Below are 21,479 nucleotides of genomic sequence, written 5' to 3'. Positions count from 1 at the left end.
GATGAGCGTGAACGATCAGGACGCGACCGTGCACGGCCGGGCGACGACACCGGACGCACCCGATTGGTGGATTTATCGGGGCACCGGCAGGCCGATCCACGACATCGACCTCGCGCAGATCCTCCCCGCACCACCACCCTGGCGTTCTTACCGCGGTGACCCGCCGCCGGAGCACGACGTGCCGCCGCCGGACGACGGTGAGGCGGAGCGCCGGCTCGGCACCGCGTTCACGCTTTCCGAGCAGGACATCGACGCGAGCGAATTGAACATGGTCAACGCCGCCCTCTACCTGCGGCGCCCGTTGCTGGTCACCGGGAACCCGGGCACCGGGAAGTCCAGCCTCGCCTATCGGATCGCCAGGGAACTCGGTCTCGGCCGGGTGCTGCGCTGGGCGATCACCAGTCACACGGCCTTGAGTTCCGGTCTGTACGGCTACGACGCGATCGGCCGGGTACAGGCGGCGGCGACCGAGCAGGCGCAAACCGGTGAAGAAGCGGAAGAGCCACCGATCGGGGATTTCGTCCGGCTCGGCCCGCTGGGCACCGCGTTCCTTCCCAGCAGGCTGCCGCGCGTGCTGTTGATCGACGAACTCGACAAGTCCGAAGCCGATCTGCCCAACGACTTGCTGTCGATCTTCGAGGACGGCGAATTCGCGATCGAGGAACTGGCGAGGGCGCGCAATCGCCATCCCGAGGCGATCGTGCACACCGCCGACCCGCAGCGCACCACCGTCGTCCGCGACGGCCGGATCGCTTGCCGCGCCTTCCCGATCATCATCATGACCAGCAACGGGGAGCGGGAGTTCCCGCCCGCGTTCCTGCGCCGGTGCCTGCAATTGCGGATCCAGAACCCGGATCACGACCAGCTCGCCGCGATCGTGGCCAGTCACCTGGTCGGCGAGGACGGCGAACACCGCGACACACTCATCCGCGACTTCGCCGAACGGAGCAAGGCGGAAGGCGGCCTGCCGACCGACCGGTTGCTCGATGCCGTCTACCTCGCGACGTCTGGCGCGTATCAGCCGGATCAGGAGGCGTGGCCGCGGTTGGTGGACGCTCTCTGGCAACGACTGACGGTGCGGTGACATGGGCGGGCCGGGCGGTGTCCCCGACTCGCGTGCTGCCGGTGCGGCGCGAACAGTCGACTTTCCCAGCGGTGCCAAGCGGTTCGAGCTCGAGGACCTGAGCTGGACCGATGTCGCGGACATCGTGTGGCTGGCCGCTGCCATCACCCCCGCGGACACGCCCGCGCCAGGCCCCGCCGAGGAACCGGAGCCCGCTGTCGAGAACGACGTTCGGATTCGCAACTCGCCTCCGGAACGCCGGGGCGACCCACCGCCCGCACCCAGACGATTCCAGGCTCCCGTGGTCCAGGAGACAGGATCGGGCGAAGGCGACGGGGTCGTGGAGATCGGCACCGTTCCCGCCGACCTGCCCGAACCGACGGTGGACGGCATGGGAACAGGCGGTGTCGCGCTACCCGAGTCGTTGAAGTACTTCCGCGCGCTGAGAACATTGAAACGCGAGACGATTTCCCGGCGATTCCACAAGGTGGTCCTGGACGAAGAGGCGACCGCCGTCCGGGCAGCCGAGACCGGCTGGTGGTGGCCGGTCACCCGACCGAAGACAGAGCGCTGGCTGGACCTGACGCTCGTCCTCGACAACGGGCCCTCGATGGCGTTGTGGCACCCCCGGGTGTCGGCGTTCATCGAATTACTCAATCGGGTGGGTGCTTTTCGTACCATTCAGGTCCGTCTGTTGGAAACCGCGAAGGGAAATGGCCGGGAGGATCTCGTTCTCCGTGGCGGCACGCCCGGCGCACCCGCCCGCGACCCGAACGAGATCCTGGATTCCTCGGGGCGGCGCGTGGTCCTCCTGCTGACCGATGGTGTCGGCGATGCCTGGCAGAAGAAGGATGTGCTGTACCCGCTTCTGGCCCGCTGGGGCCGGACGATGCCGGTGAGTATCGTGCATCTGCTCCCGCACTGGCTATGGGGACGCTGCGGCATGAGTCCCCGCAAAGCCCGGTTGCGGGTGCCGAACCCGTTGGCTCCCAACGATCTCTGGGGCCTCGACCTCGCCGACGCCTGGCTCGAACCCGATTCGGCGGTGCCGGCCGGGACCGTGCCGGTACCGGTGCTCGAACTGCGGCCGAGCGCGCTGGCCTGGTGGGCCGGGTTGATGACCGGCGAAAACGCCGGCGCGGCCGAAGGTACGGTCGTGCTCACCACGGAACGGATTTCTCCAGCCGAATCCGATGACCCGTCGGTAACTTTGTCATCTTTCGAGAGGGTTCGGCATTTCAGGAGCGTGGCTTCGCCCGCGGCGCTACGCTTGGCGCAATTGCTCGCGGCCGTACCGGTCCGGCTGGACGTCGTCAAGGTGGTGGGACAACGCTTTGTGCCGGAAGCGGGCCTCGAGCACCTCCTTGAACTCCTCGTCTCGGGCATCATGTACTCTCCCGGACTTAAGGAAGGGCAGTCCACTTGGGACAAAGGTGGACTCTTCGCCTTTCCCAAGGCAGTCCGTGAATTGTTGCTCAGCGGTGCGAGGCGTTCGGAAACGGCGAGTGTCGTACGAGTGGCGGCCACCCATTTCGGTGAACGGATTCCGCTGCTCGGCCACCTCCGAGACGCTATCGCCGACCCGCACAACACCCCGGATCCGGTACTTACCCACGAGTCGTCGGCCGACGTTGAGCTGGAGAGCGCGCTCCTTCGCGCTCTCTCGGGCCCGTATCTTTCACGGGCCGATCGGATACAGCGGCAAGGTCCCCCTGCATTCGAATCCGAACCAAACAAGACCTCAATGAAGACTGAGAGCCCCAAGATGCCTGAGCTGGCCGAAAGTCCCCCCGTCTCGACGCAGAGGACGGAGGGTCGGTCGTCCCATCTCGGCGAACCCGATTCGAATGAACCGACGACCAGGATCGCGCATCCCTCCGCTTCGGACACGACTCGGAGTTTTCCGGCGCGTCAGGCCGATGATCCTCCCTTGGTGTTCGGGAACGTGCCTCCGCGTAATCCGAACTTCACCGGTCGCGACGAGTTGCTGGAACAACTGACCAGGCGGCTCAGCAGTGGCACCACCGCCGTACTGCCTTCGGCGCTCCACGGACTCGGCGGTATCGGCAAGACGCAGATGGCCGCCGAATACATTTATCGACATCTACAGGACTATGATCTCGTCTGGTGGATCGACGCCGCACACCCCACCCAGATCCGCGCCGGGCTGACGGAACTGGCCCGCCTCCTCGGCATCCCCGGCGCGTCGGAGGCCAACATCGCGGTGCCCGCGGTGATCGAGGCACTGCGCACCGGACGCCCGTTCCGCCGCTGGCTCTTGGTCTTCGACGCCGCGGAAAGCCCTGACTCCGTGCTGCCGTTCTTCCCCCGCAACGGGCCCGGCGAAATCCTGATCACCTCCCGGAACTCCGACTGGGCCGGTATCGCCCGCCCGCTCGAACTCGCGGTGTTCAAGCGTGACGAAAGCATCGAACTGCTCGGTCGCCGCGGCCCGGAAATCGCGCCAGGGGAGGCCAACGAACTCGCGGAGAAGCTCGGCGACCTGCCGCTGGCGGTCGAACAGGCGGCTGCCTGGCGAGCGGTGACCGGGATGCCCGTGCGGGAGTATCTGCGGCTGTTCGACGAATCGGTCGAAGAAATCCTCGACACCGCGACGGCGCCTGACTACGAGGTGTCCGTCGCCGCGGCATGGAACGTTTCGTTCGAGGAGCTGAAGACCCGCAACCCGGCGGCACATCAGATCCTGCACATTTGCGCGTTCTTCTCCCCGGAGCCGATCTCGCGTGATCTGCTCACCGGGGTCAGCCGGGTGTCCATTTCCCCGGAGCTGGACTCCGCGCTTCGCGAGCCGATCAAACTCGCGAGGGCCATCCGTGACATCAACAGGTACGGCCTGGCGAAGATCGACCACGGCAACAACACCCTTCAGTTGCACCGGCTGGTCCAGCTGGTGCTGCGTAACCGGGTGATGGCCCGGCAGGTGCACGCGCAAATGCAGCACGGTGCCCACCAGCTGCTCGCCGCGCTGGATCCGAACGACCCCGAGTCGAGCAGGCATTGGCCTCGCTACCGCGAATTGCTCCCCCACGCGTATGCGGCGAACGTGCTGGACTGTGACGACGGCTGGCCGCGTCAGCTCTACATCAACCTGATGCGCTATCTGTTCGATTACGGGGACCACGAGGAAGCCGCCCGGCTCGGTCTCCAGGCGCGGGAGCGACTCACCGAGACCCTCGGCCCCACGCATCCGCAGACACTGGACGTGTCGTCGAGGCTGGGGCTCTACCTGTGGGCGATCGGTCGCTATGCCGAGGCCGCGGAGCTCAACCAGCGGACCCTCGCGCTTCGTCTCCAGGTATCCGGCGAGGAGAACGAGGAGACCTTCGCACTGCAGCGGAACATCACCATCGATCTTCGCGCCAAGGGCGACTTTTCCGCGGCCGCCAAATTGAGCGAAGAGATCTATCACAAAGCCGTCCGCATGTTCGGCGAAGACGACCCCGAGACACTCAACGCCGCGTACCAGCACGCGATCAGCCTCCGGCTGTCCGGTGCCTACCGCGCGGCCGCGACATTGGACGAGGACACCCTCCGCAGGCGAGGCGAGGTGCTCGGCCGTGACCACGACCGCACTTCCAACTCGAACAGTTCGCTGATCGTGGACCTGCGTGAGGCCGGTGAGTACGGCCAGGCCCGGGTCCGGCAGGAGAGGCTCACGGAGAACTACCGGGCACGCCACGGCGAGGAGCGGATCGGCTGGGTGGTCAACTCCTTCCTGCTCGCGGTGACCCGCCGGAAGGACGGTGACCACACCGGTGCGCTCGCCCTGTCCGCGGAAGCGTTGCGGCGGCTGCGGCTCGCCTATGGCGACAACCACTCCGTCACGATGTGCTGCGCGCTCGCCCACTCGATCGATCTCCGCCACACCGGCGATCTCGCCGCGGCGAAGGAGCTAGGTGAACAGACGTTCGATCGGTACCGGAGTGGTCTCGGTGAGCGCCACCCGCACACCCTCACCACCAGCGTCGACCTCGCGGTGACGTTGCGGCTCCAGGGTGACGTCGCGGCCGCGCGGGACCTTGACGAGCGCGCTCTGGAGTACCTCCGGGCCAGTATCGGCCCGGATCATCCGTACGCGGTCATCACCACGATCAACCTGGCGAGTGATCTCGCCGCGTTGGGTGAGGTCGGCAAGGCGATCGAACTGGGCCGGGACGCGGTCGAGCGTGGTGGTCAGGTGCTCGGCGAGGAACACCCCACCGTGCTGGCGGCGATCTTCAACCTCGGCTCGGACCTCGTAGCCGACGGCCGGGCCGATGAGGCCGCGTCTCTCCAGGAATCGATCGTGGCCACGTACCGCCGGGTCTTCGGCGAAGCACACCCCGCGACACAGGGCGCGATCCGTGGTGACCGGGCGAACTGCGACATCGACCCGATGTTGATGTAGCGGCGGAGGCGGCGGTCAGCCCGGAACGAGCTGGCCCATCCAGGAGGCGAGCCGCTCCACGGCCGGTGGTCGCGGAGTGGTGCCGCGCAGATGCCGATGCACCGCCCGGACGAGTTCAGGACGGTGGAGCAGGGCTCGGGCGGCCGGGTGCGGGCCTCGTGCGGACAGCGCGAGGCCCAGCCCGGACAAGGAGGTCGGCCTGTCGGGGTCAACGGCCAGTTCGGCACGATAACCCTCGATCGCTTCACGGAAGTTTCCGCGTACGTAGGCGAAGTCGGCGGCCGTGGCATCGGGGACCGCCCGCTGTTCGTCCGGAGACAGGGGCGGGGTCGCGGCACCGACCGTCAGCCGGATGAGGTCCATTCGTGCGTGGGACCAGGATCCGTCCGGCACCGGCGTCGGTGGCAGGCCGGTCTCGTCGGCGGTGACGGGTGGCCGGGAACGGCCACTCAGCCAAGCCTCCGCCACATCGGCGACCGTCGCCGGGTCCGGGCGCAGATGGCGGGCACGCCAGCCCGCGAGATGATCACGGCAGGCGGCCGCGGCGAGTTCCTTGGCCTCGGTTGATACGGTCTCGTCCTGCCACGGACCCAGGCGCTCGGCCACGCCATCGAGGAAACGACGTCCGGCATCGGTCAGGACCGGGTCGGCACGCAGTGCTCGCAGGGTGTGCCAGGTCTGCCTGCGCCAGTAGGCGAATTCGAACTCCGCGCGCCGGGAATCAAGGCCGGCCCTGGCGAGTGCTCGCCAGAACGCGGTGACACCGAAGAAGGCGTAGACGCCCTGCAGCGCGCCGCTCATGGGCCGCGGATCATCCCGCCACGCCACATAGATCCGCTCGCGGGGATCCGGCTCGGACAACTCGACCAGGTGCAGCAGACCGCCGAGCGTGATGTGCTGGAATTCGTGGATCAGGGTGGCGGCGAGCGCCGCGCCATCGGTTGGCAGGCCGACGACCGCGCTGCCGAACGCCTCCCCGGTCGACGCGCTCGGATTCCGGAACAACTCCGGTGGCTTCGGCACCAGCGACACCAGCCCGACCGGCATGATCCTGGCCAGCCCGGGCAGATGGACGGCGATCAGACGGCAGGCCTCGTCGATCAGCAGCTGCCATTTCGCGAAGTCCTTACCGGGGATCCGATCCGGTGGGATCGGTTCGTAGAGGCCGCGATAAGGGTCGAGATCGTCCAGCCACAGGGTGAACCGGCGTGAGCCCGCTTGGCTCCGCACCCGCCGGATGCTCCGCCAGCCGGGGCCGTCGGCGCCGGGATTGCTCGGAAGGCGGACCGTGGTTTCGGCGGCGGACACGAAGTACCGGCCGCCGACGCCGCGGACCGTGGCCACGGAGAACGGCTCGGTGGCGGGAAAACAGGCCATGCCGAGAGAAGGAAGTATGGTGTCGCCGTGCCACATCGGGACGCGGGCCTCGAAGTCCAGCTCCGCCCGGATCGCGGCGGCGGCCGCGATCGCGTGCGCGTGGCCGAGGTGGATCCACAGTGGACCGACACCGCCCGTTCCGTTGCGCAGCAGGCGGGTCGTATAGCCCGCCCAGCTCCCGGTGTACGGATTGGTGATCATTCTGTGCACTGCACGGGGCGCTCGGGCTTCGGCCCGCGCCAGGAGTTCCCAAGCGGAGTCGAGCGGTGGCAAGGGCCGCAGTTGATCTGGATTCTTCGCGGCTTCGGTCAGTAGCGCGTGGATCAACAGTTTGCGTCGGCTTCTTTCGGCGCGACGCAGGCGGCGAGCCATGTCCTCGTCGCCCTCGAGTCGCGCGAACGCGTCGAAATCACGCCAGGGAAGCCGGTGGAAGGCGAGGCGAGCCTCGGCCGGTGGAACCATCAGTCGATCCGCTCACCGCCGGAATTGCCCGCAGACCGATAACGCGCGCGAGATCGCGTTGTGCGTTCGACGACGTGGTGCGCCGAATGGCGGAAGGCTTCACTGTCCAGATCCCGTAACGCGGTGAACGAGACCGCGTCGAGATCGATCACCGTGGATTCGATGTCCGGTTCCGTGCTTGTCGAGAAAGAACTCATCGTGCCGATTCCCTCCACCCCGTGAAACGGTTGCGAGAGTCGAACCTTGACAAGGATAGCCGAGATTCCGTGACTGTTCAGGCCCCTTCTGCCGGTGGTGGCCGTCCGGCGGCCAGGTCTCGGAGTGCGCGAGGGCGGGTGATGGTGACGCGCTGGCGGGCGGTGCGCACCACGCCCAGTCGCCGGAGTTCTTCGAGGCCCCGGATCAGGGTGCTACGCGAGACACGGGCGAAGCCCGCCAGTTCCCCTTGGTTGAAATGGAGATCGACCTGTTTCTCGTCCGTCCAGTCGAGGGCGTGCTGGAGTGCCAGTTCCAGGAGTACCGCCGCGAGGCGTTGCGGGAAATCCGGCCCGCCGGATTCGAGACGCAGCCGATCGGACTGCTGGAGGCGGATCGCGGCGGTACGGAAGATCTCTTCGGCGATACGCGGCCGGTCGCGCAGCACGCCGAGGAATTTCTCCCTCGACACGACGAGGGTGTGCACCTCGTCGATCGCCGACATGGTGGCGGAACGGGGGAGTCCGCTGATCGGCGCCAGTTCGCCCACGATTTCCGCGGGCCCGCGGGCGGCGAGGGGGGCGTCTTCGCCGCGGTAGTTGGTGGCGCTGATCTTCACCCAGCCGCGCAGGACGATGAACATACTGGTGGGCGGACTGCCTTGGAGGGCGAGGATCTGGCCGGGGCGCCACACCTTCAGATGGCCCGCGTCGCGGAGAGCGGCTTGCTCGGTGGGCGTCAGCCGTCGCCAGATCCCGTACTCACCCGTGGCGGAACCGGTCATCCCGGCGCCGTCGGTTCCGCGGGAACCGGATCGGCGCTGTGTTCCATATGACGCATCAGTCACTCCCCCGATTCGTCAGCATGGTCAGTAGGCAGAACGACCCGGAAGTTTCGAACCGCAACCGGTAATTGTGCCAGGCAAGAGGTGACTTCACCAGGCCTCGGGCCGGCGACGGGGGAGGATGTCATGCGTAGTGCCGAAAGTGTCATGAAACGGCCGAAGGATCACCGCCACGCACCGGCCGGAGAGGATTTGCGGACGCCCAAGGCGTTCGGGCGAAGACCGGCTTTCTTCGCGCCGCACCCGCCCTTGATGTCCGGCGGGTGGTACCAGGGCGCCGACCACGAGGTCGCCGGCCCTGGCCGGTACCCGGTTCCCCGTCCGCCGGCCAAGTCCGTGAAGGCGGCGTTGTTGTGGGCTCTGTTCTTGGGGCCCCTGGGACTTTGTTATGTGTCACCCGTCGGTGGGTTGATCGCGACGGCGGCCGCGGTCACGGCGATCACGTTCGGGGGTGCCTCGATGGTGGCCGTGATCTGGGCGCTCGTCATGGCGCTCTCGCTGACGGCCTTGTCCCGGCGATCCGGGAATGGGAAATGAGTGCCACGAAGAGCGTCCGGCCGGTTTCGGCCGGGTGAAACCGGGTGGGGGCCGTTCAAGGGGGGCGGCCCCCACCGCGGTGTCGTCAGTCGAAAGTCGCGTCTTGTTGCTCCGATCAACCGAGTAGGCGACTGTGTTCTATCTGCTCGATAGTCGTGCTAAAGCCGCAGTTTCGAACACGATCGAACGGGTTCACGCAGCTTCTGGAGGGCCGGTCGCCACCAGAACCTCCCCCGACGACGGCGTCCCGAAGACCCTTCGTTTCTGGCCGGCGCGAGCCCGCTATGTTCGCTTCCGCGCCCTCACCGAGGCGGGCGGGCGCGGCCCGTGGACTTCCGCGGCGGAGGTCGCCCCGCTCGGCTGGGCCTGACCGATCGGGCAGAATTCCGTGCTCCAAAGGAAGATGCCTGACGACACTGAGGTTGCTTTTGTGAGGGCAGCGTCATCGTGACGCCTCTTTCCGGCCAACTGGCCGTCGGATCTGCCCGGCCGCGCCAGGACGCCGCCACCTAAGGCCCGAGAACGGAGCGATCTCGCGACGATGTGGAAGTCGGGAGATTTGACGTTCCGATTCCTGCATCGTCAACCCGCCAGTAGCTCGCCGGTGATGAAAGCTCATCCTGCCCCGTACCCCGCTCCCTTGTATCATGAGCTTGATACAAGGGAGGTTGATCGTGCCGTTCGACAACATCGTGGCCGTGGCCCTGTTCATGGGCCTGCTCGGGCTGCTGCTCCTGATCTTGCTGTGGCCGGGCGAAAAGCAGGGCGAGAAGGTGCTGCACCGGTGGGGCGTCGACGATCCCTCGCCGTCCGACGTCGCCGAAGCCGTGCGTTATCTGCGGCGCCGCCGGTTCTGGTACCCGTGGCTGTTCCTCGGTTTGCCGGTGCTGGCCGATCTCGCCGGAGTGCGCGGCGACACCACGTCGTTCTTCCTCTCCACCCTGCTCATCGGCGCGCTGATCGCCGAGGTGCTGGCGCAGCGGCCGCGGAAGAGTGCTCGCCGTGAGGCCGGGTTGGACCGGCGTTCGGTACGCGGGCTCATTCCCGTCTGGGGTCTGATCACTTACGCGGCGATCGTCGCGGCGGCTGCGGCCTGGCTCGTGGTCCATCGGTGGTGGGGGCTGCTCGGAATCGCCGCGGCCGTCTCAGCGGTCACCTGGCTGGTCATCCTGCTCGCGGTGCGCCGACCGTCCACAGGGGACAGTGTGGCGGACGGTGCGTTGCGGGTGCGCAGTGCCAGGGTGGCCGCGGGGCTGGGCCTGGCCGCCACCGTGACACTGGCGATCCCGGAAGTGACGAACCTGGTCTCGTGGATCCTGGTCGTCGCCGGCTTCGCCGGCTGGTACAACCTCGCCCACCGATCGCGGGCCGAAGCGGTCTGATGTCGCTGAAGGTCGTCGTCGACACGGATCTCGGGATCGCGCCGTGGCGGCAGGTCCGGGACCAGATCGTCCGGTTGATCACCACCGGCGCGCTGGCCCCGGGCACCCGGCTGCCGCCCATCCGGCAACTCGCCAGGGATCTGGCGCTGGCTTCGGGCACGGTGGCCCGGGTCTACCGGGAACTGGAAGAGGGCGGCTGGGTGCGCACCGCTCGCGCCAAGGGCACGGTCGTCGCCGAAACCGCCGACCGTCCCGGCAAAGCCGCGCTCCTGCGGGCCGCGGCGGACGAGTACGCCCGCGCCGCTCGTGAACTCGGCGCCGACCCCGCCGCCGCGCTGGCCGCTGCCGCCGCCGCGCTGGACGAGGCCTGAACCCGGCGTCCATCGAGTTGCACTTTCCGCTTGGAGACAGCAGATCACCGCACTCGCCCTGGCCGTTCGCGCAGGAGCTCGGCGAGTTCCGTGACGGTCGGGTGGTCGAACAGGACGCGTGCGGACAGCTCCAGTCCGGTCAGTCCACGGAGCCGGGTGGCCGAGGACCTCGGCGAGTTCGACGCGGAGCAGGTCCCGTAGCTGCTGTTCCGATGGCTACACGGTGGTTGCCCGATCGTGCAGTATTCGGTGACTCACGGCTCGTGCACGAGCCTCAGGCCCCGGCGCTCTCTGGAAGTACATGAGGGCCCCCTTCCTCGCGCCTGGCGCCAGGGTCCCGGCAAAGTCGCAGAGCTGCTGGTGGTGATCCGGGTTTGGCATCGCTAGTGCCGGTGAGGGTCGCTCGCGCGTATGCCGGAGGGGGCATGTCCCTGAACCTCTGTTGATCAAGCTCCGGGATCGCATAGCGACGAATAACGCCTGTCCCGCGAGACCTGCGACTTTGCCGGGACCCTGCGCCAGGCGCTAGGAAGGGGCCTTCATGTACTGGGGAAGGAGGGTCTTCACGTGGCCCAGGTCACCGGCAATTCGTGGACGCCGTAAATGTTCATGTCGGTCTTGAGTTTCACCTCGTCGGCGGGGACGGCGAGCGCGAGGGACGGAAAACGGCGCAGCAGGCCCTCGAAGCCCGCACGCATCTCGATCCGCGACAACTGCTGCCCGAGACACTGGTGGATACCGTGGCCGAAGGACAGGAGACCGCGGGCGTTGCGGTGGATGTCCAAGACGTCGGGGTCTTCGAAACGCCGCGGGTCGCGGTTGGCGGCCAGCAGCGACACGATGACGGTCGAACCCGCGTGGATCGTTTCGCCGCCGAGTTCGAGATCTTCCGTGGCGTAGCGGAAGAAGATGTCGGCGACGGACAGGTAGCGAAGAAGTTCCTCGACGGCACCGGGGAGCAGTTCCGCGTCGGCACGCAGTTCGGCCAGCTGCACGGGGTTTTCCAGGAGCGCGAAAGTGCCCAGCGCCAGCATGTTCGCGGTGGTCTCGTGGCCGGCGAGCAGCAGCAGGAACGCGGCGCCCGCCAGCTCTTCGACGGTGAGGTCGTCGTAGCGGCCCAGGTCGGACAGGATGTCTTCGCCGGGCGTCTCGCGTTTGCGCGTGACCAGTTCGGTGAGAAACGTGTTCATCCCGATGAACGCGGCCATCTTCTCTTCCAGCGTCTGGTCCCTGACCATGAGCTGGGCGGAGTTGGCCTGGAAGTTTTCCCGGTCCTCGTAGGGGACCCCGAGCAGTTCGCAGATCACCAGCGATGGCACCGGCAGCGCGAATTCCTTGACCAGGTCGACCGGCGGGACGAGGGCGGCCATCGCCTCCAGGTGCCGTTCGGTGATCTCGACGATGTGCTCTTCGAGCTGCTTCATCCGCTTCACGGTGAAGGCACCGGTGAGCCGCTTCCGCAACCGGCCGTGGTCCGGCGGGTCCATGGCCACGAACATGCCCGGCATCGGCGGGGACGGTTCGGTCTGGGCGGGCATTCCCGGGGTCTCGTACGGCAGGTGGAGGATGCCGATGTCCTGGCGGGAGCTGAACCGGGGGTCGGCCATCATCTGCCGGACCTCGTCGTAGCCGGTGACGAGCCAGCCCTCGTGACCGTCGGGGAAGACCATGGGACTCACCGGGCGGGCTTCACGCAGCCGGGTGATCTCGCGGGGCGGGTCGAAGGGACCCGCGTCGCGCTGCATGGGGAGGCCCTGCGGGACGGGAACCGGCTGAGTCATCGGGTCGCCTTTCGTGGTGGTTGTGACGACCACGATCACCGAGGGGCCTGACACCGGGCTGACACGGCGCTGACGTCGGCGCCGCTCGTGTCAGCGCCGTGGCGGGGGCGTGTCAGACCCGCCGTCCACTGTTGCTCCCATGACAGAAACAGCGATCGCGGTCTCCGGGCTGCGTAAGACCTTTGGAGACAAGGTCGTGCTCGACGGCATCGATCTGGAAGTCCCCGCGGGCACCATCTTCTCATTGCTCGGTCCGAACGGGGCAGGCAAGACGACCACGGTGAACCTCCTGACCACCTTGATGAAGGCCGACGGCGGGGCGGCCAGGGTCGCCGGGCACGACCTCGTGACCGAGGCCAAGGCGGTGCGCGCGGCGATCGGGGTCACCGGCCAGTTCGCGGCGGTGGACGAACTGCTGACGGGGCAGGAGAACCTGCGGCTGATGGTGGACCTGAACCGGAACTCCCGCGGTGGCGAACGGGTCGTGACCGAGTTGCTGGAACGCTTCGACCTGGTGGAGTCGGCGAAAAAGCAGGCGTCGACCTACTCCGGTGGGATGCGCCGGAAACTGGACTTGGCGATGACGCTCGTCGGGAACCCGCGGATCATCTTCCTCGACGAGCCGACCACGGGACTGGACCCGCGCAGCCGCCGCACGATGTGGTCGATCATCCGCGAGCTGGTGGCCGACGGCGTGACCATCTTCCTCACCACCCAGTACCTCGAAGAAGCCGACCAGCTCGCCGACCGGATCGCGGTCCTCGACCAGGGCCGCCTGGTCGCACAGGGCACCGCCGACGAACTCAAACGCCAGATGCCCGGCACGCACGTCCGGCTCCGGTTCACCACCGTCGCCGAACTCGACACGGCGGCGCGGATCTTCCCCGGCTCCACCCGGGACGACGAGGCACTGGCCTTGCGGGTCCCCAGCGACGGCGGGACGAAATCCCTGCGGGCACTGCTGGACCGGCTCGACGAGTACACGATCGCCGCCGACGAGTTCTCCGTCCACACCCCTGATCTCGATGACGTTTTCCTCGCCCTGACGGGCCACAGCAGCACGGAGGCAGCACAGTGACAACTCAGAACATGACCACTCGGACGAGCACCCCGACCAGGCGCGCCAAATCCCCCTCGATGGTGATGTTGCGCCGCAACTTCAAGCACCTCGCCCGCAACCCGACGTCGGTGTTCAACGCGATCCTGATGCCGGTCGTGATGATGCTGATGTTCGTGTACGTGTTCGGAGACGCGTTCAGCGTCGGCGTCGACTACGTCGACTACGCGACACCGGGATTGATGCTGCTGGCCGTTTGCTACGGGCTCGGGGCCACCGCGACGGCGGTGAACTCCGACATGACGAAGGGCATCATCAATCGCTTCAAGGTCATGGACGTCTCGCGGGGCGCGGTGCTGACCGGGCACGTCGTCACCAGTGTGCTGACCAACCTGGTCGCGATCGTGGCGCTCACCGGTGTGGCCTTCCTGCTGGGTTTCGCCCCGGCCGCGGGCTTCCTCGACTGGCTCGGCGTCGCCGGGATCATCGTGCTGCTCGGTTTCGCGGCGGGCTGGCTCACGGTGGCACTGGGCTTGGCGGCGAAGTCCCCGGAAACCGCGGGCATGGCCTCGGTGCCGCTGGTCATGCTGCCGTTCTTCAGCAGTGCGATCGTGCCGGCGGAGAAGATGGGGCCCGGACTCCGGGAATTCGCGGAGTACCAGCCCTTCACGCCGATCATCGAGACACTGCGGGGGCTCCTCGACGGGGCACCGGCCGCCGGCGACGTGATCCCCGCCCTCGGGTGGTGCGTCGGGATCGCGCTCGCCGGGTACCTGTGGGCGTCCTCGACGTTCAAGAAGCGAGCGTGACTTCGACCAACTCGGTCCAGCTCGTCCGTGCGCCCTCTCGCGCCGCCTCCGCGAACTTCGCTTCGCCGAGGCGGCGCAGCACTGCCTGCTCGATCCGGGCCACGTCCGGGCGCGAACGATCCGGCAGCCCGCGCAGCTCGTCGGCCGCGCCGAGCAGCCGCGCGGCCTGCCAGGGTTCGTCGCGGCGCAGCGCCAGGTCCGCGACCCCGACGAGCATGTGGGCGACCAGGGGAACGTGCCGCACCTCAGCCGCCGCCCGAAAAGCCGACTCACGGTGCGAGCGGGACTCCTCGACGTCTTCGGCGAGGTAACCCAGCAGGTCGTGGGTGATGGCGCGGACGTGCCCCAGATCCGCTTCCTCGCCCATCACGGTCGTCGCGAGGGCGAGTTGCCGCGCAGTTTCTTCCGTTTCGCCGCGCCAGTGGGCGAGTTCCGCCCTGGAAAGGGCCAGCATGCCCAGCGCCCCCGGCCAGGTGACCCGTTGGGCGTGCCGCTCCGCCTCGGCCGAAGCGGCCGCGCAGGACTCCTCATCGCCCATCAGCCAGTACAGCTGGGCCTGCCGCGACCACAGCCGGATGAGGTCCTCGACGGAACCGACCTCGGCCACGACCGCGACCGCCTGTTCGTAGTACTCGCAGGCGGTGGCGAAGTCTCCGCGCGTGGCGAGCCGGTCCGCCAGTTCGGTCAGCGCGAACGAGATCCCGAACCGTTCGCCGAGGGCACGGAACTCGGCGAGCGCCTGCTCGAGACACGTTTCCGCGTCCGGCCCGGGGTAGCCGAGCGTGATCCGCATCTTGCCGAGGTGCAGCCTGCCCAGCGCGCGGACCCAGGCGTTTTCGTCCTCCAGCACCGGTTCCCAGGCGGACAACGTATCGCCGCCCCGCAACATGCGTTCCAGCGGGACGATGAGTCCCAGCAGCGGGTGATTCGCTTCGTTGTTCCGGCCGAGCCGGTACGACTCGTGGATCCACTTCGCCGCGGTGTTCTCGTCGGCGAAACCGGAACTCACGAACAGCGAGACGAGTCCGTACACCACGGCCCTAACCTCGTCGGATACCTCGCCGGGCGTTCCGACGGCCGCGCTGACCAGCTCCATGCCTTCCGACCGGTGCCCGCTGAGCCACCAGTACCAGCCACAGGCCGCCGCGAGCCGCATCGCCGCCGGCGCCTCGCCCGCCGCGAGGGCGCCGCGCATCGCGGAACTGATGTTGTCGTTCTCGGCGTTGAGCTTGGCGAGCCAGTCCAGCTGCTCGGCACGGCGGAGCATCGGTTCCGCGGCCTCGGCGAGCTCGGTGAAATAGGCGAGGTGCGCGTGCCGCGCCAGCAGTGTTTTCTCCGCCTCGGCGAGCCGTTGCGCGGCGTACTCCTTGATCGTGCCGAGCATCCGGTAGCGCGGCGCTTCGTCGCCCGCGGCCACCAGCAGCGACTTTTCGGTCAGCGCGGTGAGCAATTCGAGTACCTCGTACTGCTCGACGGCTTCGCTGACGCAGACCCGCTCGGCCGCTTCCAAACTCGCCCCGCCCGAGAACACCGAGAGCCTGCACAGGACCGTCCGCTCGGCGTCGGTCAGCAGCTCCCAGCTCCAGTCGACCATCGCACGCAACGTCCGGTGCCGGGGCAACGCGATCCGGCTGCCGCCGGTCAGCAGACGGAAGCGGTCGTCGAGCCGGTTGGCGAGCTGGTCGATGGACATGGTGCGCAACCTGGCCGCGGCCAGTTCGATCGCCAGCGGCATCCCGTCCAGGACCCGGCACACGCGCGCCATCGTGGCCATCGTGGCCTCGTCGGCCACGAAATCCGTGCGCACCGCGCTCGCCCGGTCCCGCAGCAACCGGACGGCGGGGGAGGATTCGATCTCGGCGGGATCCGCGTGCCGGTCCGGCAGGGCCAGCGGCACGACGTGCCACAACGCCTCACCGGTGATACCGAGCGGTTCCCGGCTCGTCGCCAGGATCCGCAGACGGCGGCATTCCCCGAGCACGCGGTGCGCGAAGGCCGCGGCCGACTCGATCACGTGCTCGCAGTTGTCCAGGATCAGCAGGACTTCCCGCTCGCGGATCGCGGCGATGACCCGGTCGGTGGGTTCGGCGCTCGGCGTGTCGCCGAGCAAGGCGTCCCTGAGCCCGAGTGCGGCAAGCGTGGACTGGGCGATATTGTTCCCGCCCCCCTGCCCTTCGGGCCCGCTCCCCGTGTCACCGTCCGCGCCGATGGCCGCGAGTTCCACCAGCCAGGCGCCGTCGGGCAGATCGCCGAGCAGAGCGCGCGCGGTTTCCGTGGCCAGCCGGGTCTTTCCCGAACCGCCGGGCCCGATCAAGGTGGTGAGGCGCTGTTCGGCGACCAGTTCGCGAACCCTGGCGACATCGGCGTCCTTGCCGACGAAGCTGGTCAGCTCGGCGCGCACGTTGGTCTTGCGGTTCTCCTGCCGCCGTCCCAGCTCGCCCCGCAGCAGCGCGACGTGCACGGCGGACAGTTCCGGCGAGGGGTCGACGCCCAGCGCGTCGGCCAGTGCTTCCCGTGTGCGCTGGTACACGAGCAGCGCTTCGGTGTCGCGCCCTGTCGCCGCGAGAGCCCGCATCAGCGCGGCGACGAGCCGCTCGCGCAAGGGATGCGCGGCCACCAGATCGGTCAGTTCGGTGACCAGTTTCGCACCGTGGCCGAGGGCGATCTCCGCGTCGAACCGCTCTTCCATGGCCGTCAGGCGAAGCCCTTCGAGCCGGGTGACCGCCGCGTCGAACGCGCCGCTGTCGGGCAGGCCGACGTCCTGCATGGCCGCGCCGCGCCACAACGCGAGGGCTTCGCGCAACCGCCGTGTCTCGTCGCCGCCTGCCTGGCCGAGGAGACGTTCGAACCGCACGGCGTCGACGGCGTCGGGGTCCACCTTCAGCCGGTAGCCGTCGGTCTGAGCTTCGACGACCCCTTCCGGAAGCACCTTCCGCAGCCGGGAAACCAGGCGCTGCAAGGCATTCGTCGCGTCGGCGGGTGGTTGCTCGCCCCAGATCCAGTCGACGAGCGCCGACTTCGGGACCACCCGGCCCGGTTCGAGCGCCAGGGCGATCAGCAGCCCGCGCAACCGGGCGCCCGGAACGTCGGCGAGGACGCCGTCGGCCGTGCGAACCTCGAAGGGGCCGAGCATCCCGATCTGCATTGCGCCGATTTTGCCACGGGTGATCAGCGGGCCTCCGGCCGCGGACGTGGGATGGCTCTGGGTATTCCGCCGACGCCACCGCGCTACGACTCGCCGCTGATCCTGGCCGAGCCGATCGAGGCCGCGGTGATCGCCCTGGCGGCCGTCTGGGTCGACGAACTGGAGTTCAGGCCGGTGAGCGACGTCTGGTTGAGGGCGTGCGCGACGAACTCGTAAGTGTTCACTGTCGAGGGTGAGCACGGTCCCTGGTAGCCGTAGAGGCTCGCGCTCCCGCGGTAGTAGATCTGCCTCGCTCCCGCGGGAACCGAAGGCCGGTAGGCGTGCTGGACGTTCTGGGGGAGCGAGGCCGTGGCCACCGGGATGTCGTAGATGACCCAGTGGATGAGGTTGGCGTTGTCGAGGTCGCGCATGACGATCGCGTAGCTCTTGGCCGCGGCGGGCGCGCCCGACCAGGCCAGTGGCGGGGACTCGTTCTTCTTGGCGGGGTCGTTCCCGCCGCCGCTGGTGCACTCGTGGACCTTGGGCAGCACGCCGCCGTTGGCGAACGCGGTGCTGGACAAGGTGAACGCGTGGTGCTCCGCTGACGCGGACGGCGCCGAAACAGCGGCCAGGCCGGTGACGAGTAGAGCGCAGAACACGATTCTCGTGCTTCTCACTGAAGTCTCCCGACGATACGTGGTCCGTGAGGCGAAGGGGTGCACGCGCGCTCAACTCAGCGTAGGCACTCCGGATTCCGGCGGCTAGCGCACTTTCGGGGCCGAACGAGGTGAATTCACCGGCTCCCGGCCCCGCCGCCCACCGGCGAACGGACGACACGCGTGATCAGACGGACGACACACGTGATTAGACAGACGACACGCGTGATCAGATGGGTGACACGCGTGATCAGGCGCGTCGTGACACTGCGGGGCTGGACGCTCGACGACGTCCCGATGGGCACCGCGCCGGACTACTTCGCCGCGTGGAAAGCCGCCCTCGGCGAGGCCCGGAACCTCTGACCGGCTCAGCCGGCGGGGAAGCCGACGACCGGGGCATCCCCGTCGCGGGCGGCGACCAGGGCACCAGGGGCGGGGACGAGCGCGTGGCGTGCCCTTCCGGTGAGCAGACCGACGGCCGTTTCGGTGGGCGGCGGCCAGCCGATCGGGAGGGTCGACGGCGCCGAACCGTCGAGTTCCTGCCGATGCAGCACCATCCCGCCGCCGGGCGAGGCGCACAGGCGCAGGTAGGCCGTCGGCGTGGTGGCGTGCGCCCGCCGGTCCGGGCACGCGGCGAGGTCGACCGCCATCCCGCCGTCCAGGGTGGCCGAGGTGACCTTGCCGTTCTCGTCGCGTTCCGAAACGGCCACCGGGCCGAGCGTGATTCGCTTCGGCGCCCTGGGGTCCATTGTGGACACGATGGTGCCGGTGGCGGCGTCGAGGACGACGTCGGTGTCGGCGCCGGTCGCCAGCCCGGCATACCGCAGCGTCAGGGAAACGGTGCCGCCGCCGGGGGCGGAGCGCAGGTAGTAGTCGGCCTTCTCGTCGGAGGGCCGCGTCACCGGCAGCCGATGCTCCCAGCGCGGCGTGCCGGTGCGTTCGTCCAGGCCGAGCACGCTGAGCCGGTCCTGGCACAGCAGCGGCGCCAGCACCACGTCGCGGCCAGCGCGAACGGCGAGACACAGCCCTCGGGCGCCTGCCAGGACCACCGCTGGTTCCCGCCGCGAAGGTCGAGCGCGTCGACGCGGAAGTTGTCGTCTCCCAAGTTGGCGAGGCTCGGCAGCACGGTGGAGGTCGGTGCCACCGGATCCGCGCCGTGTACGTCCTCGATCAGGGTCTCCCTGACCGGTTCGCCGGTGAACGCGTCGAGAACCGCGAGGTGGTGGCGGTCGGTACCGCCGTCGCCGGGGGCGTGGACGGCCAGCAGCAAGAGCCGGTCCGGCGTGGGGACGAGCGCGCGTACGTGGGCTCCAGGGCGGGCGTAGGTCCAGCGCACCGCGCCGGTCGGCCCGTCGAGCGAGGTGACCTCACCGCCCGTCCCGGCGACCGCCACCCCGGCGCCCGCCGCGACCACGTCCAGCACCTTGGTCGGCGAGGTCCAGGTCCACGGTGAGGGCACCACCCGGTCGGCGAGCGCGGGCGCCGCGATGGCAACGGCCGTCGTGGACCGCACCGCCAGCGTGGGCACGACCGTCACCGCGGTCACCGTCCCCGCCGCGAGCACGACGACCAGCGGGACGGCGAGCCACCACCGAACCGGTCGGGGGAGCCCCGTCGCCACCAGCGACACGATGGCCGCGACCGCGAGTACCGCCGTCGAAACACCCGGTGTGCCGCTGCCGAGATCGGCACTGAGGCAGTAGATGGCCCAGCCCGTGGCACCGGCGGCGAGAACCACCGCGGAGATCTTCGCCCCTTTGGACTTCCCGAATGTCAGCAGTGCCGCGAGTACCAACGCCGCCGCGACCAGTGCCACCTCGAGATCCGGCCGGTCCGGGCGGGCCGCCCCGCCGGAGAGGAACACCGCCGCCACCGCGCAGCCCGCGGCGAGCGCCGCGACCACCGCCCCCATGTTCCGCCCCTCAGCCTCCGCCTGCCTCGACCGGGAAATCCTCCCTCGGCCGGACTCCCGGCGGGACCGTCGAAATGACCACACCTCGCGCCGACTCGCTCACCCGCTCTGCTGTTCCTCGATGGGCTCCACCCGGCGGCGGGTGCGCGCGACGCCGATCCACAGCAGAACGGAGACGACGGCGCTCGGCACCGCCGTCAGATAGACCGGCCACGCTCGGAATCCCGACACCCACAGCATCGTGGCCAAACCGAGGGTGATCAGCGTCCAAGCCAGCGCGTGAGTGTTCCCTCTCCGCTTCCAGCGCGCGATGAGGCTACGCATCCTGCTCCCTCCTCGCGATACCAAGGTCACGGTGGTGGGTACCCGTTCAGTGCCTGGTCAACCCACGAAAATCAGACGCGCGACGACATCGGTGCGCAGCCGGGGCGAATGTACTGCCGTGTCTCCCGCCTCGACCTCGACCTCTGACCCGGCGTATACGGTTTGTCGGCACCGCGTGGCCAGGCTCGGACGGATGGTGGAGCCCGCACACCATCGAACTCGCCGCCCTGCTGCCCGTGTCGGCGGAGCAGCTGGAGCGCTATCGGGCGATGGAGTTCCCGTCCATCGGGGAGCAGGTCGGTGCCCGGTTACGGCGCCGAGCAGGGTCTCGGTCCTCGCGCGTGCGGGTCACCGCGGCCGCGGGCTGGGGATCTACCCCGTGCACGGCGGCGGATGGTGCGTCGGTACGTCGCTCACCGAATGGGTGATGAAGTACGACGCCGTTTCGGCGGGAGCGGCGGGGCGCACCCGACGTCTCGCCGTATGCCGCCGCGGCCCGCGCCACGGATCTCGGCGGGTCGCCACCGATGTTCATCGACGCCGGCGCGGTCGAGGTGTCCCGCGACGAGGCCGTGGCCTACGCCAGTGCCATCTTGGCCGCCGGAGGCGAAGCGGAACTGCGTGCCTGGGGCGCTTTTCACGGCTGTTACGACCTCGCCCCCGAACGGCTGTCACCCGAGCGTGTCTCACCGCGAAGAAATCCTGGCTGGAACGGCTGCTCGCCAGACATGAACGAAATTCCCCGAATTGCCACGGCAACGGGCCGGTGTAACCCTGGTCATACCGAACGACACCACCACCACGAAACACAGGAGTCGTTATGACCACCACTGAAATGCCCGCTGTCCACGAATGCACGGTCAGCGGATGTTCTTACAACCACGACGGCTGTCACGCTTTCGCCATCACGGTGGGCGGAGGCAACGGGTCGGCCGATTGTGGAACCTTTGTCCCGCTGAACACGAAAGGCGGGCTCGATCGGGTGACCGCGCAGGTCGGCGCCTGCTCCCGGTCCGATTGCCGTCACAATTCCGCCCTGGAATGCACCGCGTCGAGTGTCCGTGTCGGACCCGGCGAAGGTGACCACGCCGCCAATTGCCTGACCTACGCCCCGTAACGGCGCCGGTGACTCGTGCGTGAAGGCCTCGTTCCCTCGATTCAGTCGAGGGAGGAGGCC

At 68.5% G+C, this 21,479-nt stretch carries 18 protein-coding genes; 9 read left to right on the top strand and 9 right to left on the bottom strand.

Translation table 11 applies throughout. From position 1 onward, the window contains the following. The first annotated feature begins 1 nt into the window (after position 1). A complete protein-coding gene (locus ACM6LR_RS35295) occupies positions 2-1,084 on the top strand; it encodes an AAA family ATPase (protein ID WP_414939992.1) in 1,083 nt (360 codons plus the stop codon). Position 1,085: 1 nt separating this feature from the next. After that, positions 1,086-5,471 carry an FxSxx-COOH system tetratricopeptide repeat protein gene (gene fxsT, locus ACM6LR_RS35290; RefSeq protein ID WP_414945339.1) on the top strand — a complete coding sequence of 1,462 codons (4,386 nt, stop codon included), beginning with the start codon at positions 1,086-1,088 and terminating at the stop codon, positions 5,469-5,471. 15 nt (positions 5,472-5,486) lie between these two features. On the opposite strand, the gene ACM6LR_RS35285 is transcribed toward fxsT, so the two are convergent. From ACM6LR_RS35285 to ACM6LR_RS35275, 3 genes are all read right to left on the bottom strand, one after another. Beyond that, entirely contained in the window at positions 5,487-7,049 is a 1,563-nt protein-coding gene (locus ACM6LR_RS35285; RefSeq protein ID WP_414945338.1) for an aKG-HExxH-type peptide beta-hydroxylase, read from the bottom strand. A 260-nt stretch (positions 7,050-7,309) separates the two neighbouring features. Next, complete coding sequence (locus tag ACM6LR_RS35280; protein WP_414939989.1) at positions 7,310-7,507, bottom strand: hypothetical protein; 198 nt, start codon at positions 7,505-7,507, stop codon at positions 7,310-7,312. Between the two features lie 77 nt (positions 7,508-7,584). Beyond that, positions 7,585-8,289 (bottom strand): Crp/Fnr family transcriptional regulator, encoded by a 705-nt coding sequence (locus ACM6LR_RS35275; protein ID WP_414945337.1) that lies wholly within the window; start codon positions 8,287-8,289, stop codon positions 7,585-7,587. 312 nt (positions 8,290-8,601) lie between these two features. On the opposite strand from ACM6LR_RS35275, the gene ACM6LR_RS35270 reads away from it, so the two are divergent. The 3 genes from ACM6LR_RS35270 to ACM6LR_RS35260 all read left to right on the top strand — a co-directional run bounded on the left by ACM6LR_RS35270 (position 8,602) and on the right by ACM6LR_RS35260 (position 10,639). Continuing rightward, entirely contained in the window at positions 8,602-8,886 is a 285-nt protein-coding gene (locus ACM6LR_RS35270; RefSeq protein WP_414939987.1) for a hypothetical protein, read from the top strand. Positions 8,887-9,560: 674 nt separating this feature from the next. Beyond that, positions 9,561-10,268: a hypothetical protein gene (locus tag ACM6LR_RS35265; protein WP_414939986.1), complete on the top strand. Its 708-nt coding sequence runs from the start codon at positions 9,561-9,563 to the stop codon at positions 10,266-10,268. Continuing rightward, positions 10,268-10,639, top strand: coding sequence for a GntR family transcriptional regulator (locus tag ACM6LR_RS35260; protein WP_414939985.1), 372 nt, complete (start codon positions 10,268-10,270; stop codon positions 10,637-10,639). Before ACM6LR_RS35265 ends, ACM6LR_RS35260 begins: the two co-directional genes overlap by 1 nt. A 563-nt stretch (positions 10,640-11,202) precedes the next feature. Here ACM6LR_RS35260 and ACM6LR_RS35255 read toward each other — a convergent pair. Then, entirely contained in the window at positions 11,203-12,420 is a 1,218-nt protein-coding gene (locus tag ACM6LR_RS35255) for a cytochrome P450 (protein ID WP_414945336.1), read from the bottom strand. A 139-nt stretch (positions 12,421-12,559) separates the two neighbouring features. Between ACM6LR_RS35255 and ACM6LR_RS35250 the strand changes: the two genes are divergently transcribed. Further along, positions 12,560-13,498 carry an ATP-binding cassette domain-containing protein gene (locus ACM6LR_RS35250; protein ID WP_414939983.1) on the top strand — a complete coding sequence of 313 codons (939 nt, stop codon included), beginning with the start codon at positions 12,560-12,562 and terminating at the stop codon, positions 13,496-13,498. Between the two features lie 11 nt (positions 13,499-13,509). Beyond that, complete coding sequence (locus ACM6LR_RS35245; protein WP_414939982.1) at positions 13,510-14,286, top strand: ABC transporter permease; 777 nt, start codon at positions 13,510-13,512, stop codon at positions 14,284-14,286. Here ACM6LR_RS35245 and ACM6LR_RS35240 read toward each other — a convergent pair. From ACM6LR_RS35240 to ACM6LR_RS35220, 5 genes are all read right to left on the bottom strand, one after another. Next, positions 14,270-17,431 carry a BTAD domain-containing putative transcriptional regulator gene (locus ACM6LR_RS35240; RefSeq protein ID WP_414945335.1) on the bottom strand — a complete coding sequence of 1,054 codons (3,162 nt, stop codon included), beginning with the start codon at positions 17,429-17,431 and terminating at the stop codon, positions 14,270-14,272. The genes ACM6LR_RS35245 and ACM6LR_RS35240 overlap by 17 nt on opposite strands. Positions 17,432-17,514: 83 nt before the next feature. Next, complete coding sequence (locus ACM6LR_RS35235; RefSeq protein ID WP_414940195.1) at positions 17,515-18,069, bottom strand: YbhB/YbcL family Raf kinase inhibitor-like protein; 555 nt, start codon at positions 18,067-18,069, stop codon at positions 17,515-17,517. A gap of 365 nt (positions 18,070-18,434) precedes the next feature. Further along, positions 18,435-19,022, bottom strand: coding sequence for a hypothetical protein (locus ACM6LR_RS35230; RefSeq protein ID WP_414945334.1), 588 nt, complete (start codon positions 19,020-19,022; stop codon positions 18,435-18,437). Then, positions 18,965-19,978 (bottom strand): hypothetical protein, encoded by a 1,014-nt coding sequence (locus ACM6LR_RS35225; RefSeq protein WP_414945333.1) that lies wholly within the window; start codon positions 19,976-19,978, stop codon positions 18,965-18,967. The genes ACM6LR_RS35230 and ACM6LR_RS35225 overlap by 58 nt, the downstream gene beginning before the upstream one ends. A 99-nt stretch (positions 19,979-20,077) precedes the next feature. Further along, positions 20,078-20,302, bottom strand: a complete 225-nt coding sequence (locus tag ACM6LR_RS35220; protein ID WP_414939979.1) for a hypothetical protein — start codon at positions 20,300-20,302, stop codon at positions 20,078-20,080. Positions 20,303-20,829: 527 nt separating this feature from the next. Between ACM6LR_RS35220 and ACM6LR_RS35215 the strand changes: the two genes are divergently transcribed. Both ACM6LR_RS35215 and ACM6LR_RS35210 read left to right on the top strand, forming a co-directional pair. Beyond that, complete coding sequence (locus tag ACM6LR_RS35215) at positions 20,830-21,126, top strand: hypothetical protein (protein ID WP_414945332.1); 297 nt, start codon at positions 20,830-20,832, stop codon at positions 21,124-21,126. Next, positions 21,123-21,419, top strand: a complete 297-nt coding sequence (locus ACM6LR_RS35210; RefSeq protein WP_016331847.1) for a DUF1540 domain-containing protein — start codon at positions 21,123-21,125, stop codon at positions 21,417-21,419. Before ACM6LR_RS35215 ends, ACM6LR_RS35210 begins: the two co-directional genes overlap by 4 nt. Positions 21,420-21,479: the final 60 nt, after the last annotated feature.

Source organism: Amycolatopsis sp. cmx-11-32 (assembly GCF_047608695.1).
In the GTDB taxonomy this organism is placed as follows: Bacteria; Actinomycetota; Actinomycetes; order Mycobacteriales; family Pseudonocardiaceae; genus Amycolatopsis.
This window is presented reverse-complemented; position numbering and strand designations above follow the sequence as displayed.